We start from the raw sequence: 13,555 nt of genomic DNA on the forward strand, positions 1-13,555 counted from the left end.
GCATTTTTGCAATCCAGCTATGATAGCTACCTGTTACTCTCACCTGGTGAATACGGAGAACACTATCGCTGAACTGCTCATGTCCAGGTATGTGCCATTCTCCCGTCATGATATCAACTATGCCCGGTACTCCTAACTCCTACTCCAATACCAATCACCCTCTTTCCCCGGGCCGTTGTATTATGCTATTGCTTAATTGTAAGTTTCAATTAAATGATATACTGGAAAAGTCAGTCTGCCGATGCCCTCTGACTTCTATTTACATTGCTGCATTCAGTCACCTCAACTCAGGAAGGGGTTAAAATGAGAATTCTCTATATCGATATTGACTCGTTACGTCCTGATCACCTGGGATGCTATGGCTATCAACGGCCAACCTCACCTAACATTGACCGCATTGCCTCACAAGGTGTTCTTTTCACTAATTATTTTTGCTCTGATAGTCCCTGTCTGCCAAGTCGTGCCGCCTGTTTCAGCGCTCGTCCCGGCATTCAGAACGGCGTTGTAGCTCATGAGGATACGCCCATAGGGGCAACATTGCGCTATGGCAACCGGGAACGACATGGCGAGGCGGATGCTCCCATGTGGATGCACCACCTGGTACACAACGGTATGAATACTGTCAGTTTCTCCAGCTTTGCTAACCGTCACCTGGCGGGATGGTTCCACTTTGGTTTTCGCCAATTTAACCTGTCGAGTCTCAAAAATGGCAACGAAGATGCTAACGAAGTCAACGCTGTCGCTCTACCCTGGTTTGAACAGCATGCTCGCGAAGATAACTGGTTTGTGCATCTCAACTACTGGGATCCGCACACGCTCTATACCGAGCCTCTTTCTTATATGAGGATGATGGAGGAGCATCCAGCTCCGGCATGGCCAGATGCTGACGCCATCAAGCAGCAACAAAGGCTCACAGGCGTACGAACGCCGCAAATGCTCTGGGCTGATTCTCCGGGAGAAGGCTACGGCAAAAGTCGCGTGCCGACAATGCCTGACCAGATCAAGCATCGTGGCGACTTTGAACATCTTATTAATGGCTACGATGGCGCTATTCGCTTCGCCGATGAGAATCTCGGGCAAATATTTACTGAGCTGGAACGCCAGGGGATTTTTGATGAAACAGCGATCATCATTTCTGCAGATCATGCGGAGGCATTTGGCGAGCTAGGACAATACATGGAGCATGGCAGTGTAAGCCCGGCGGTGAATCGTGTACCATTGATTATCAAATGGCCCGGCATTACAGAGCAGGTGGCTGGTGACCAACGCTCGGAGTTGCTACTCAATATTGATCTTGCCCCAACCGTCAGCGCCAGCCTCGGTTTGAAGGTCCCTACCGGCTGGGCTGGACAGAGCTTCTTGCCACTGTTGGAAGGGCGCGCGCTCGCACAACCTCGTTCTGAGATGGTAATGGGGCATGGCTTGCATACAAGGCAACGTGCTGTCTATGATGGACGCTGGCTGTATATTCGTACCTACCATCCAGGCTATTTTGAGTATCCTCCACAGATGCTCTTTGACCTCTCGATTGATCCTTACCAGGTAAACAATGTAGCCGAAGCCTTGCCTGACCGCCTGCAACAAATGGATACTCATTTACGCAACTGGGAAAGAGAGAATGTCGCAGTCACCAACCAGCCTGATCCGATGCGCCTCGTACAGCATAATCCACCCACGGCGCTGGGGAAATCATTGAACTCCTTCATTAAACGTTTGCGCAGTCAGAGCCGCGAGGAAGATATCAAACGATTTATGGACCGCTGGGAACACATAGACACAGATTATGCTCCGACCCCTTTAATTTTATAGCAGCAATCCAACTCAAACACGTGCGCAAGAAAGGTATGGAAGAAGCGAGTCTGGCGTAGAGCGTCGTAAATCCGCAGCTACTATTGATCATTCTGATTATGTATCTGCTCATGATCCCTATCCATGTCTCTCCTCATTCTCTCTCTATGGCTAGTATGCTGGTATATGGAATCGTTGTCAATAAAGGGGTCCGCAGGGAGGATGATCGATGTCGTGAGAGATGGAGGTGGAATATTGTATAGCATGCTTGCTTGGAATGGAACGGCGCAGTTGACCATGCGTCCATTTCTGATCCAAGTCGCTTCTTTTTTGCCTTCTTTTGTGTTACAGTGAACGAGACAGAAAGCCCTGCCATGAATGGCGGGGATGAATGGCTTTTCCTTGTTTGGGGCCTGAGTGGCGTAGGCTGATAGGTGGGATCTTCCACTTTCTTTAGCCTGATGCAACGTGAACTCAGCTACCAGGCCGATGAAAGAAGAGGGAACTACATATGGAACAGCCTGTAAAAGGGCAAGTCGCTATTGTCACCGGTGCGGGACAGGGTATCGGACGCGCCATAGCGTTGCGTTTGAGCCTGGATGGGATGAGCCTTGTCCTGGCGGACCTGCAAGGCGATGCCGTGGCGCGGGTTGCTGCTGAGATCCATGCGGGAGGAGGCGAAGCGATTGCGCTTCCACTAAACATCCTGCACGCTGAAGATCGCCAGCGCATGATCGAGACAGCGCTTTCGACCTTTCACCGTTTTGATGCGCTGGTCAACAATGCGGGCGTTCAGCGCATCGCCCTGCCACTTGACGTAAATGAGGAACATTGGGACCTCGTCATGAATGTCAACGCGAAGGCTACCTATTTTTGTTGCCAGCTGGCCCTCAAGCACATGATAGAACAGCGCAGCGGGCGCATCGTCAATATAGCCTCTATTGCCGGGAAGATGGCCAGCACAACCTACCATCCCATTTACAATGCCAGCAAGGCGGCGGTGCTGGCGACGACGAAAACGCTGGCCCTATATGCTGCAAGGTACGGAGTGCGCGTCAATGCTGTCTGTCCGGGTATGATTGAGACACCGATGCAGGATGCGGTGGACCGTGAAGTCGCCCGTATCACGGGACAGGCCCCGGCCGAGGTCCGCGCTGAACGCAACGCCCGTATTCCATTGGGCTATATGGGTGACGGAGCCGACGCAGCCGCAATCGTCTCATTCCTGGTCGGCCCGGATTCGCGTTACATGACCGGGCAGGCATTGAACGCCGATGGTGGCGTTCTCACCTATTAGATACATTGGAAAATTATCGAGCAGGACTCGTCCTTTATCTTGACGAACGCCGACCGGCTTTCCTCCACAGAGGTGCGACAGCAGTATGGGGAGCTACTGGATCGCATCGCCTCTGACCTTGCATGAGCGTGCCATTCATCAGCAAAGAGAACAGCGCGCCATCGGGTCCACGCCCACCACTTCTCGAATCTTGCTCTTGTTTCTGATATCCCTGAAAAACGCAACTTCTGGGTTGCCTATCGCGGTTTTTTCTGGTATACTCTCTAATAGGCAACTTGAGGGTTGCCTATATAAAAAAAGACATGCGCATTTTGCGTCACCTGAAAGGAGATTCTATGACCCTTTCTGATCGTATCGAACGAACCATGCTTTTGCCTGTCCCGCGTGAGCGTGTCTGGGATGCCGTTCACGAAACCAGAGCAGCTTGCCCGTTGGTTTGGGGTAGTGAGTGATATGGATTTTCGCGTAGGCGGTGCCATCCAATTTACCTGGGAAAATGAACGGTGTCCCTATCCTGGCGTGATCGAGGTCATCGAGCCGGAGCAGCGTTTTGCCTTTCGCTGGCCTTCCTATGCTGTTAGCCATCCCGGGCTCACGTTTGCCACCGCACCCAGTACGTTGGTGGAAATTACCCTGGAAGAACGCGCCGAAGGGACCCTCTTGACGCTGGTTGAGTCGGGATTTGCTTCCCTGCCTCAGCCTATTCCAACAGAGGAAGCCTATCGCGACAACCAGGATGGCTGGCAAGAGTGCCTGAACGGGTTGCGTGCTTACCTGCAGAGCCAGGAAATCGTGTAGTGCCTGCGCGGTCCTGGTCCGTTTGTATTGCTTGTTGGAGGTGGTGCGAAAGAGCATCTCGTCCAGAGGAGAGGAGAAACAGGTGATGACTGATTCACAGACGCAGCGAGTCTTTCTGGCGCTAGCTGATCCCACGCGTCGCCTGTTGCTGCAATACTTGTGCGAAGAAGGCTCAGGGACAGCAGCGGGCTTCGCTACCCGTTTGCCCATCACGCGTCAAGCAATCATCAAGCATCTGGTGACTTTAGAGCAGGCCGGTCTCGTAGCGGCCCGCGAGACGGGTCGGGAGCGGCGGTATGTGCCACGGCCAGAGGCGTTGCAGACTGTCACGACCTGGGTTGAGGCCATTGAAGCCCAATGGGATCAGCGCTTGGCTGCCCTGCGGAGCTATCTGCTCGATGAGCCGCGCACACCAGCTACCCCGGAAGAAGAGCATGCGACCATGACAGAACATCAGGAAAGGATGAATGAACATGACTCAAACCATGGATAATCAAAATTTCACCACAACCCTGTTGGTCAACCAAACTCCGAGAGAAGTCTTTAATGCTATCACCAATGTTCGCGGATGGTGGTCGGAAGATATTGAAGGCGCTACTTCCCAACTCAATGATGAGTTTATATATCGGGCCAAAGACGTCCATTATTGCAAAATGAAATTAATAGAAGTTATTCCCGACAAAACAGTCGTCTGGCTTGTGACGTATAACCACTTTAATTTTGTGAAAGACCAAAGCGAATGGATGGGCACACATGTGCGTTTTGACATCTCTCAGGAGGGGAACAAAACGCAGCTCCTCTTCACTCACGAGGGTTTAGTTCCCAAATTTGAGTGTTATGGCGTCTGTTCACCTGCATGGACTCACTATGTACAGGGGAGTTTATTGCCTTTGATAACCACGGGGAAAGGGCATCCCAACCAGGGAGATTTGATAACCGCGGAGCAAGGGCATCCCAACCAGAAAGAAAGTGAGACAACGACTGCTATGGAGCTGAACAAGTAAACATATGAGTGAAAGGGACGCCCTCTCTAGGATATAGCGTCCCTTTCACTCCCAGAGAATACGAAGATCATCACTCCTTTCACGGCAAGTAGACACGTGTTTTCTCTCTCCATGAAAGCGAGGCACGCTCAGGTTCTCACACCTGCTCATGGTGACACGCCTGCGCGTCTGGGGTCGATCAAGCGAAAGCTTCGCGCGGGAGTGTGATCGAGGCGGGCGTTGCGATTGGTTACCCGAGCTTGCGATACCTGGCTGGGGTCATGCCGATTTCTCGCTTGAAGGCTTTGTGAAAGGCGACTGCCGATTCATAGCCGAGAAGCTCTGCGATCTTTTCTATCTCGACATTGTCCTTGAGCAAGCGGGTTGCTCTGCTCATGCGCCAACGAGTGAGATACGTGATAGGGGGCTCACCCACAAGACGGGTAAAGCGAGCGGAGAAGACTGAGCGGGAGAGGGCCACCGCCTCTGCCAGTTCCTCGACCGTCCACCTCTGTTCGGGCGATCGATGAATCAGGCCAAGCGCTGTGTTGATAGATGTATCGCGCAGCGCCGCTAGCCATCCTTGCGAAGATGCCGGTTGCTGCTCAACCCAAACCCGGATTACGTGAATGAAGAGCAGTTCGGTTAATCGTCTGAGCACGACCTGCGTGCCCAGCCGAGGCGTGGTCGCTTCACGTGCGATCAAACGTACAATCTCGGCGAAGCCCTGCACCGTGCGGCCCTGTTCTGCGGGAATATGAATAACCTTTGGCAAGCTGTAGAGCAGGGGAAAAGCTCCGGGATGCTCCAGATGGAACGCGCCACAGAGGACACTCATCTTTGACTCATCGGGTGTATCTGCAAAGCCCTGGTACTCGTGTTGCGCGGAATAGTCCACATGCAGGACTTGCGTCAGGGGTGACGTCAGTTCGTCACAGATCGAGTGAGCGTGCCCGAAAGGGAAGAGCAGAACCGCTCCATCTTCGACTCGCAGAGGGGTCGGGTCTCCCTCGAAGGAGAGATAGCCACTCCCAGAGCCGAGCAGGTGAAAGATCATATCATGACTGGCCGCAAAGTGATAGCGCCAGGGAGGCGTCAGCTCCCTGCGCGCAGAGATCCACCCCTTTAGTTCAAGCGCATTCAGGATATCTGTAAGCACATCCATGCCATTTTCCTCTTTTGAGACGATCAGACAATTTTCCAGGACAATATAGCATAGATTGTCTCAATGTTCAAGGATATACTCTGCCTATCGAGAGGATCACTTGACCCCGCAAGAGTCGCACCGGTGGGATCTGATCATGAGACTGCGGCTCGGCACAGAGGAAACAGTGACCTGGTTACTTATTCAATAGTAGAGCGTAGCAGGGGAGCATTGTTTACATGAGAGGGCTTTTCGAGAAGCACTTATCTCTTCCTGGATCATGCCGAACCCTGCTCAGAGGAGGTTATCATGATTCTTGTGACAGGTGTTAATGGCTTGATCGGATCTGCCGTGATTCGCGAGTTTGCGCGCCAGCAATACCCCGTGAGGGCACTCGTCAGAAATCGTGCGAAGGCACAGGCACTGGAGACGCTGCCTGGCGTAGAGGTTGTGGAGGGTGACATGCTCCGGCCTGAGACGCTTGGGCGCGCGTTAGATGGTGTGGACCGCGTTTTGCTGATCTCTTCCCCCGACCAGCAGATGGTGGAGACCCAATGTACGCTCATCGATGCCGCCAAAAGGGCGGGCGTTCGCCATATTGTCAAGCTTTCCGGCGTGACGACGTCATTGGATTCGCCCTTTCTCTTTTCGCGGATGCACGCAGAAATCGCGCACCATCTCGAACACTCCGGGCTTGCCTGGACCCAATTGCGCCCCAGCCAGTTCATGACGGAGTATTTGCGGGAAGTGCCCACCATCGTCGCCGAACGTGCGTTTTTCCTTCCTTTCGAGGATGCAAAGCTCACTCCCGTGGACCTGGAGGACATCGCGAAAGCCGCCTTTGCGCTGCTGACCACACCAGGGCATGAGGGCAAGACCTATATGATATCGGGTCCAGAAGCACTGAGCATGATAGAGATTGCCGAACAGATCTCCCTTGCCATTGGCGAGGCCGTGCGGTATGTCAACATTGCTCCGGAAGAAAGGAAGCGAGCACAGCTCGCGGCAGGCATTCCCGCCTATGTCGTAGACGCGCTCGATGTGCAGTCAAGATTGCGTCGGGAGGGCAATGGTGAAGAAGTGGTGCACCCCGAAACGCACATCGCGTTGGGCATTCGTCCCACCACCTTCGCCGAGTTTGCGCGTCGCCATGCCGCCGATTTTCGCGGGGAATCGGGCCACTTCGAAGGAGTATAGGGAATGGCTCAAAAGGAGGATGCTATGAATGAATCACGTCAGACACGGCGTTTACGGGACAAGAATGTGGTTGTCATTGGAGGCAGCAGGGGTCTGGGGCGCAGTATTGTGGCTGCTGTGTACGCTGAGGGCGCCCGGGTGCTCGCAGTTGCGCGAAAGACCGAGCCGCTCAAGCAGCTTGCCGCGGCATTTCCGGGCGTACAGATCCTCGCGCTGGACGCGACGGAGGAGGGTGCTCCTGCAAAGGTGTTTAAGACGCTTGCGCCAGATGTCCTCATCATTTGCGCGGGTGCTATCCCTCATATGTCGCCCCTGGTAGAGCAAACATGGGATCAGTTTTCCCGCAACTGGAATAGCGATGTGAAGCTGTCCTTGCTCTTCTCTCAGGCGGCCTTGACCACACCGCTGCCTGCGGGGGCGACCGTTATCCTCATTTCCAGCGGCGCTGCCATGGGGGATTCGCCGCTTTCAGGCGGCTATGCAGGAGCCAAGCGCATGCAGATGTTTCTGGCGAAGTATGCTCAGAAGGAAGCCGATCACTTGCATCGCAGTTTGTGCTTCCTGGCGCTGGTGCCCGGAGGGATGATGCCTACGACCGAGCTGGGAAGGGTGGCGGCCGAAGCCTACGCTTCCTCTCTGGGCATTTCACCGGCCGACTTTCTCACAAACATGAGAGCGGCGCCAACCACCGAGGATGTCGCCCGTGCGGTTGTCGAGTGTGCAAGCGATTCGCAAGAGAGAGCAGGGAGAGCGTTCCTGGTATCTTCCGCAGGGGTCAAGCTGGTGTCGTAGATCCGCTTCCAACGGTTCACTCCCACCACTTCCCGAATCTTGCGTGGCGCCCGCAGGAGCACCTGGCCACGCGGAGCGTTTGGCAGAGAGGAAAGGCTGGTTCTTCAGAATGAAGCGCATGTCCAAATGGATTGGTGATGGATGGGTATGTCCCGGATGCCACCCATCTTCGATACTGTCTTTCCCATTGGCCATGCCCCAACTCCAGTTGAGGAAGGGCATGCCCAAAAGAGGGCATGCCCTTCCTCAACATGTAAGAGATAGGGGGATGAATATGTTACTTGAGAACAAAAGTGCGGTGATTTATGGCGCAGGAGGAGCAGTTGGTGGTGCGATTGCCCGTGCCTTTGGTCTCATTGGCACCCCCGAGACCATCAGAGAGCGTCTGGCTGCCTATGAGGCTGCTGGGGTCCAGGAACTGGTGATCCATTTCTCTGATGCAACGCATCTGGAGACGGTTCGTCAGTTTGGCCAAACATTCATTATGTAGACCAGACGAGTTGAGATAGTATCAGGTATTCGTTTTTGTGATGAGCAGCCTGTTTCGACCATCGGAGATGAAACGTTGATCCAGGGGCCTGGTTCAGAACAGGCCCCTGGAGAGCCCGGGGCGTTGTTTCTGGACAGAAGACAAACACGAACAATAGAGGGCGAGGACATGAAAAACAATGCAGGCGACATCAAGAATCATCTCGTCGTTTCACACGAGGAATGGCTTTCCGCGCGAAAAGCTCTGCTTGCCAGGGAAAAGGAACTCACCCGGTTGGATGTATACCGCCTTAAGCGTTCCAAGTTGATAGTGCTCACCTGACCGATACATCTCTGGTGAAAAGGACTGGAAAGCCATCGTCTTTGTCCCCTTGATCACGAGTACTCAGTATGTATCTGTGTCACGCACGCGTTCTCAAAAAGCTGGCCAAAGCCTGGTCAGCACGGTGACGGCACGTATTCTGCGAGCGTATTGTAAGACAACTGAACAGTACTGGCTTTTTAGTTTATCACGTTTAGATGAGGTTTACTATCTTACATGTTTTTTTTTACCTCGGGCAAATTTGTTTGATAGTTTAAAGAATAGAAGGAGGAAAAATGTTCACGGTCTCTCTGCCAGCGTTCACAAAGCTGAAGCGCAAGCAGCAATCTTCCACGCACATCTGCAAAAACAGCGATAGTCATCGTGCCTCTTTGCCGTAGCTGTCGCTGATGCTGAATGCCTGCTTGCTTGTTGTCAGGCCCAACGTGGCAATGTCTAAGGCCGTCTGGCCACCAAAATCCGCGATAAACAACTCAAGCGATAAATACCCCTGGTATCCTGTTTGATGAAGAAATCTCGCTATCTCTGCGGTAGGAGCAATGCCGTCACCAGGAAAAACGCGATCCTTATCCTGAATGGTTGCTCGATCTGGATCGGCTGGGTAATCATTGACGTGTACGATGCCAATATGGCTGTCCTTGATATATGCGAGATTGTTGACCGCGCTCCCGCCAGTATACATGTGATAGGGGTCCAGCAACATCTTCACATCGGGCAATCCGCTCTGAAGGGCGACAGAGAACGCATCACTGAGAGTCGAAAGCTGCTTTGCTCTGCCCCAGAACTCTAGATAGGGCTCGACGCCTATGCGGCGACCAATCTCCACGAGTTGTGCAAAAGAGGCGGCCATATCGTCCAGCGTGACATGCTCCACATTCCCAAATGGAGGAGCGGCGATAGCTGGACACCCCAGGTCCGCCAGGAGTTGCATCTCCTTTTCTGCCTGGACCATTCCTTGCTTGCGCACAGTCGCATCCGCATCGGCCCAGGTGAAAAAGCTAATGGCGTTGACGATGGAGATACCAAGTTCGTCCCCATATTGCTTCAAGTCATGGAGGTTTCCTCCGTCGGCCAGATAGTGCTCAATGTCGCGCATCCATAGCTCAACGCCCTCATAGCCTGCTTCTGCAGCAACCTGCAACTGTTGCTTGACAGAGAGCTGAAACGGAAACAGAGTGGATGCATTTAACGCCATTTTGAATGGGAACATGGATGATCCTTTCTTGCTGAGTTGTTGGAAGGAAGGGTGGGGACCCAACCATTTTGACAAATGGCAATGCGGTCAGGTTATTCCTTTTTGGGTGGCCAATGAATGTTTTCTGTCACAGAGACGTACTCCTCTTAGCGTACTGGATTTGAATCCTATTTTCAAGGTTTTACCTGCAAAGTATTCATGCAATGAGATAAATCCTCTGCGTTGGGATTAAACATACTTCATGCCCAAATTCTCCAGTTGGTATTATATATTGTGATGCTAGCGACATCGATCATATTAAGTGCAACTGTAGTGAAAAACAGGGCTGTAACGGTACTGTATAGGTACTGTATAGGTTCTGTATCTGTTCTGCGCAGCTCACATTTGGCATCGTGAAGGCAAGTGTTCTGGGCAAATTATCCCTTTGCACTTTTTCAAAATAGTAATTATTGGTAGCGTTTGTCCCGGCGATCGTATGTGATCTAGAAAGTGAGAGATGTCTTGTATGTTTGATAATCAGAATGCTGTCTTTACGATGAATGGCCGTAGTATTTATCATCTAGATGATGTGCGAGTCCTTATCTTTGGATCGAAGCAGATGCGTTTTTCTCCCATTGAATACCAGGTAATGCTTCAGCTGTTATGCGAACGTCCTGTTTCCGATCGCGAAATCGTGAAAAATATTTTTAACGGAGAGCTGGATATGTGGACGAAGGAGGCTCTAGAAAAGCATATTGAAAACGCGCGACGGAAGCTGAAAAAGGCCTGGCTCCCTTCTTCTCAGTTTGGGGTGTTGATAGCCCTGTCGATTTCAACTGCGCTGAAAAACAGCGAACGCGTGCCAGGTATCATAAGAAACGCCTCCCATCTTCTTCTTGCCGAATACTTATAGGGCGGGTCTCTTGCTTACGTTTTTGCCCCTTCCTGCGGTAAGACTGCGCCGAAGGAGTTAAAGGAGGATTCAGCTTATATTTATGCTCGCTCGCTCCGAACGTCTGAAACTGGGTATCCTGTCGTTTTAAGGATTTTAGCTTCTCTTTTATGAGATTCAATCGATCTAAAGAAGGTGCCATTGTTTCGCTTTAGCTTTGCTACTATGCGTTTGATGAAAGAGATCTCATTTCTAGATGAGCTTACCGCCGTTTTTAAAGCAAGGCAAGAGGATAAGGGAGGAATTTTACTCATCTTTGAATTCGTTTGTATCTGGATTCACCATTGTTTGACCCAGGTTACCTGAAGTGCCTGGCTGATCTCATCAAGGGCCTCCATCTCCCGAACAGCGACACTACAACCCAAAAACCAGGCGAGCGCCTGACCATTTCGTACATAGAGAGGTGGGAGATCATCGGAAAAATCATCTACAAGCCCAAAGACCAGGGGACCAACAGTCGTGCGCTGCCACTGCTGCTCCAACCATGCGTTTTGATACTCCTGGTGATGGAAAAAATGTGTGTACCCGCCATGTATAGCTCCTCCACAGAGAGCATGATGATAGGTAAGCGTGTCAAGAAAGTCTGACACATGGGTGTGGCTTGGCATCCAGATAAGAGGTGCATCAACTTCCCACCACTCCCAATCTGGTAAAGCGTAAGCGACGACAACGGGAGGATTCGCTTTCTCCAGATCCTCGTGTCGGATCGCCCAGGAGCAGACCGCCTGATTTTCAAAGCAGAAAATGGGGGCATCTGGCCGCGCAACCAGTTTATCAGGTCCAACCAACGCTTGATTGAGTCTGGTCAGATCCTTGCGTCGGCCCCAGGTCGAGTAAAAGGTTCGGAGAGGATCTGGCAAGCGGCTACCGAGCCGCGCCTCGGCGGCCTGAATGATGTTTTCCTCGTATCCATCGCCAGATTGCCAGGGAGGGTACAGTGAGCGAATATGAGGGGATTGCGTTGACCAATCGAGTTCCATGAATGTTCCTTTATTTCTCATGAATGTGTGATAGACATTTAAGAATGGCAATCAACTCCTACTAAGATATCGTTTCGATATTCTGCTAAAATTTGTTGTGCTTTTATTTGCCATTCAGATTCTTCTTGTTCACTGTATTCTAATTTTACCCCTTCAGTTCCAATTTCATACCAATGTAAATCTGGTGTAAGCAGCGCAAAAAAGTGAGGAATGGTGTCTAGCTGCTCAATGCGAATCATGTTTTCATTTAATCTACAATGTTCTGGTTCAGTATTTGTACTCTGACCACTATTATGGCGAGACATCTTGCTGACTACTCCGTTCCACCGCCCTCCAATGCCCCACCAGTCCTCCCACTTGGCTTGAGGGTTATATGTACTAATATAATAGATACCTTGCTCATCAATAGCTAACGGACGCTTGTACCACTCTTCGAGCTCTTTCAGAGAGATATTATTGTCCTCTCAGCTATATCACTGATTTCCCCTTTGCTTAAATAGACTTTATGAGGTTCGACTTCCCAGTAATCACCGAATGGTTCTAGCTGACTTTTGACTGTCTCTTCAATCTTCTCAAATGCTGTAGATCCTGGAACAATGACCCCAACAAAAATATGTGCCATTATGTTACTTTCCCACAAAATGCCCTATAAAATAACAGAATCGGGCCTTATTGCCTCGAATATGTAGCAAAGGTGGAATACCTTTATACCCTTTACTACGATATAAGTGCAATACACCATTTGTTTCTAATACTGCAAAGTTTAATCTATATAATTGGCGCATAAGCTTTATCTCAATCGGGTAAATTGAATTTTTAACTCGGTTCCAAAGAGCTGGGATACCGTTATCTGACAAAAATTGTTATGCTGCCATATAAAGGTAATGAGATATATTTAGCGTACATACTTGCCCATCAGTGATTTCATATGCCAATAGTCTAGCCACATCACAAGGCAGATTTTCTGTCCAGACAATGGAATCGGCCCAGAGTCGATTTTGAAGTATCAGGGATCATGTTCCCAACTAGCCTGTCATTGCTGCGGGATGAGCCAGCAGCCAATCGCTAAGGCGCAGGAAAGGCAGCCTACCTCGAATCTGCCTTGCAGGATCATTGGTGAATCCGTCGAGAGCCGCAGCATAGAGCGGCATAGCAGCGGTGTAGGGGAGGAGGGCCTTTCTTTCCTCAGCGGTAAGACGGAAGTTCGCGTGGGCCTCGTATTCCTCAACAAGCCGCGGGACATGTTGCCACGCGAAGCTCTCTGGTACTTGGTGCCCCTGGAGTGCAAGCACCATAAACGCCAGAGAATAAGCAAGATCGTGAACCCGTGGCCTGTAGGCCAGAAAACCGAAGTCCAGGTAGACCGTCTTGCCTGTTGAAGTCTGACCTACATTGCTTAGGTGAACATCGCCATGGATAAGTTGCTGCGGAAGGTGGGACGCAGGCAGCCATTGCCTGCGTAACCGGCTGACCAAATTGCGAAGGAACCGTACAATATCAACTGCCTCTCGATCACCTTGGACGGCTGCCTCTGTGATGGGCAGCCATCGACTTAGAGAACTTGGAGGCGCATATGTGGCAACCAGAGGTCGCGGAACGGTTATGTCGAGCGTCGCCAATTCTCGATGCAAGGTGCCCA

At 51.4% G+C, this 13,555-nt stretch carries 15 protein-coding genes; 9 read left to right on the top strand and 6 right to left on the bottom strand.

Translation table 11 applies throughout. The features are described from left to right. Positions 1-303: 303 nt before the first annotated feature. The 5 genes from JMI88_RS37700 (at position 304) to JMI88_RS37720 (ending at position 4,887) form a co-directional block, all read left to right on the top strand. Positions 304-1,809 carry a sulfatase family protein gene (locus JMI88_RS37700; RefSeq protein WP_201367250.1) on the top strand — a complete coding sequence of 502 codons (1,506 nt, stop codon included), beginning with the start codon at positions 304-306 and terminating at the stop codon, positions 1,807-1,809. 490 nt (positions 1,810-2,299) lie between these two features. Beyond that, a complete protein-coding gene (locus tag JMI88_RS37705) occupies positions 2,300-3,085 on the top strand; it encodes an SDR family NAD(P)-dependent oxidoreductase (protein ID WP_201367251.1) in 786 nt (261 codons plus the stop codon). A gap of 453 nt (positions 3,086-3,538) precedes the next feature. Continuing rightward, on the top strand, positions 3,539-3,883 hold the full coding sequence (locus tag JMI88_RS37710) for an SRPBCC domain-containing protein (RefSeq protein WP_236023239.1): 345 nt from the start codon (positions 3,539-3,541) through the stop codon (positions 3,881-3,883). Between the two features lie 85 nt (positions 3,884-3,968). Continuing rightward, positions 3,969-4,376 (top strand): ArsR/SmtB family transcription factor, encoded by a 408-nt coding sequence (locus tag JMI88_RS37715; RefSeq protein ID WP_201367252.1) that lies wholly within the window; start codon positions 3,969-3,971, stop codon positions 4,374-4,376. After that, positions 4,369-4,887 carry an SRPBCC family protein gene (locus JMI88_RS37720; RefSeq protein WP_201367264.1) on the top strand — a complete coding sequence of 173 codons (519 nt, stop codon included), beginning with the start codon at positions 4,369-4,371 and terminating at the stop codon, positions 4,885-4,887. Before JMI88_RS37715 ends, JMI88_RS37720 begins: the two co-directional genes overlap by 8 nt. A 229-nt stretch (positions 4,888-5,116) precedes the next feature. Here JMI88_RS37720 and JMI88_RS37725 read toward each other — a convergent pair whose 3' ends face one another. Beyond that, the gene (locus JMI88_RS37725; RefSeq protein WP_201367253.1) at positions 5,117-6,031 is read right to left on the bottom strand and encodes an AraC family transcriptional regulator; all 915 of its coding nucleotides are present in this window, start codon (positions 6,029-6,031) and stop codon (positions 5,117-5,119) included. Positions 6,032-6,319: 288 nt separating this feature from the next. Here JMI88_RS37725 and JMI88_RS37730 point away from each other — a divergent pair, with 288 nt between their 5' ends. The 3 genes from JMI88_RS37730 (at position 6,320) to JMI88_RS39915 (ending at position 8,489) form a co-directional block, all read left to right on the top strand. After that, positions 6,320-7,207, top strand: a complete 888-nt coding sequence (locus JMI88_RS37730; RefSeq protein ID WP_201367254.1) for an SDR family oxidoreductase — start codon at positions 6,320-6,322, stop codon at positions 7,205-7,207. 24 nt (positions 7,208-7,231) lie between these two features. Beyond that, positions 7,232-7,999, top strand: a complete 768-nt coding sequence (locus tag JMI88_RS37735; protein WP_201367255.1) for an SDR family NAD(P)-dependent oxidoreductase — start codon at positions 7,232-7,234, stop codon at positions 7,997-7,999. Between the two features lie 268 nt (positions 8,000-8,267). Beyond that, on the top strand, positions 8,268-8,489 hold the full coding sequence (locus tag JMI88_RS39915) for an LLM class flavin-dependent oxidoreductase (RefSeq protein ID WP_236023241.1): 222 nt from the start codon (positions 8,268-8,270) through the stop codon (positions 8,487-8,489). Positions 8,490-9,022: 533 nt separating this feature from the next. Here the strand turns inward: JMI88_RS39915 and JMI88_RS37750 are convergent. Both JMI88_RS37750 and JMI88_RS37755 read right to left on the bottom strand, forming a co-directional pair. Then, positions 9,023-9,172, bottom strand: a complete 150-nt coding sequence (locus JMI88_RS37750; RefSeq protein ID WP_201367257.1) for a hypothetical protein — start codon at positions 9,170-9,172, stop codon at positions 9,023-9,025. After that, the gene (locus tag JMI88_RS37755; RefSeq protein ID WP_201367258.1) at positions 9,169-10,020 is read right to left on the bottom strand and encodes a sugar phosphate isomerase/epimerase family protein; all 852 of its coding nucleotides are present in this window, start codon (positions 10,018-10,020) and stop codon (positions 9,169-9,171) included. Before JMI88_RS37755 ends, JMI88_RS37750 begins: the two co-directional genes overlap by 4 nt. Before the next feature lie 490 nt (positions 10,021-10,510). On the opposite strand from JMI88_RS37755, the gene JMI88_RS37760 reads away from it, so the two are divergent. Beyond that, entirely contained in the window at positions 10,511-10,897 is a 387-nt protein-coding gene (locus tag JMI88_RS37760) for a hypothetical protein (protein ID WP_201367259.1), read from the top strand. Positions 10,898-11,214: 317 nt separating this feature from the next. Here JMI88_RS37760 and JMI88_RS37765 read toward each other — a convergent pair whose 3' ends face one another. The 3 genes from JMI88_RS37765 to JMI88_RS37775 form a co-directional block, all read right to left on the bottom strand. Continuing rightward, positions 11,215-11,916: a hypothetical protein gene (locus JMI88_RS37765; RefSeq protein WP_201367260.1), complete on the bottom strand. Its 702-nt coding sequence runs from the start codon at positions 11,914-11,916 to the stop codon at positions 11,215-11,217. A gap of 38 nt (positions 11,917-11,954) precedes the next feature. Beyond that, complete coding sequence (locus tag JMI88_RS37770) at positions 11,955-12,221, bottom strand: hypothetical protein (RefSeq protein ID WP_201367261.1); 267 nt, start codon at positions 12,219-12,221, stop codon at positions 11,955-11,957. Between the two features lie 720 nt (positions 12,222-12,941). Then, positions 12,942-13,555 (bottom strand): phosphotransferase (locus JMI88_RS37775; protein ID WP_201367262.1); only part of this gene is annotated, 614 nt, incomplete at its 5' end.

The organism is Dictyobacter formicarum (assembly GCF_016587435.1).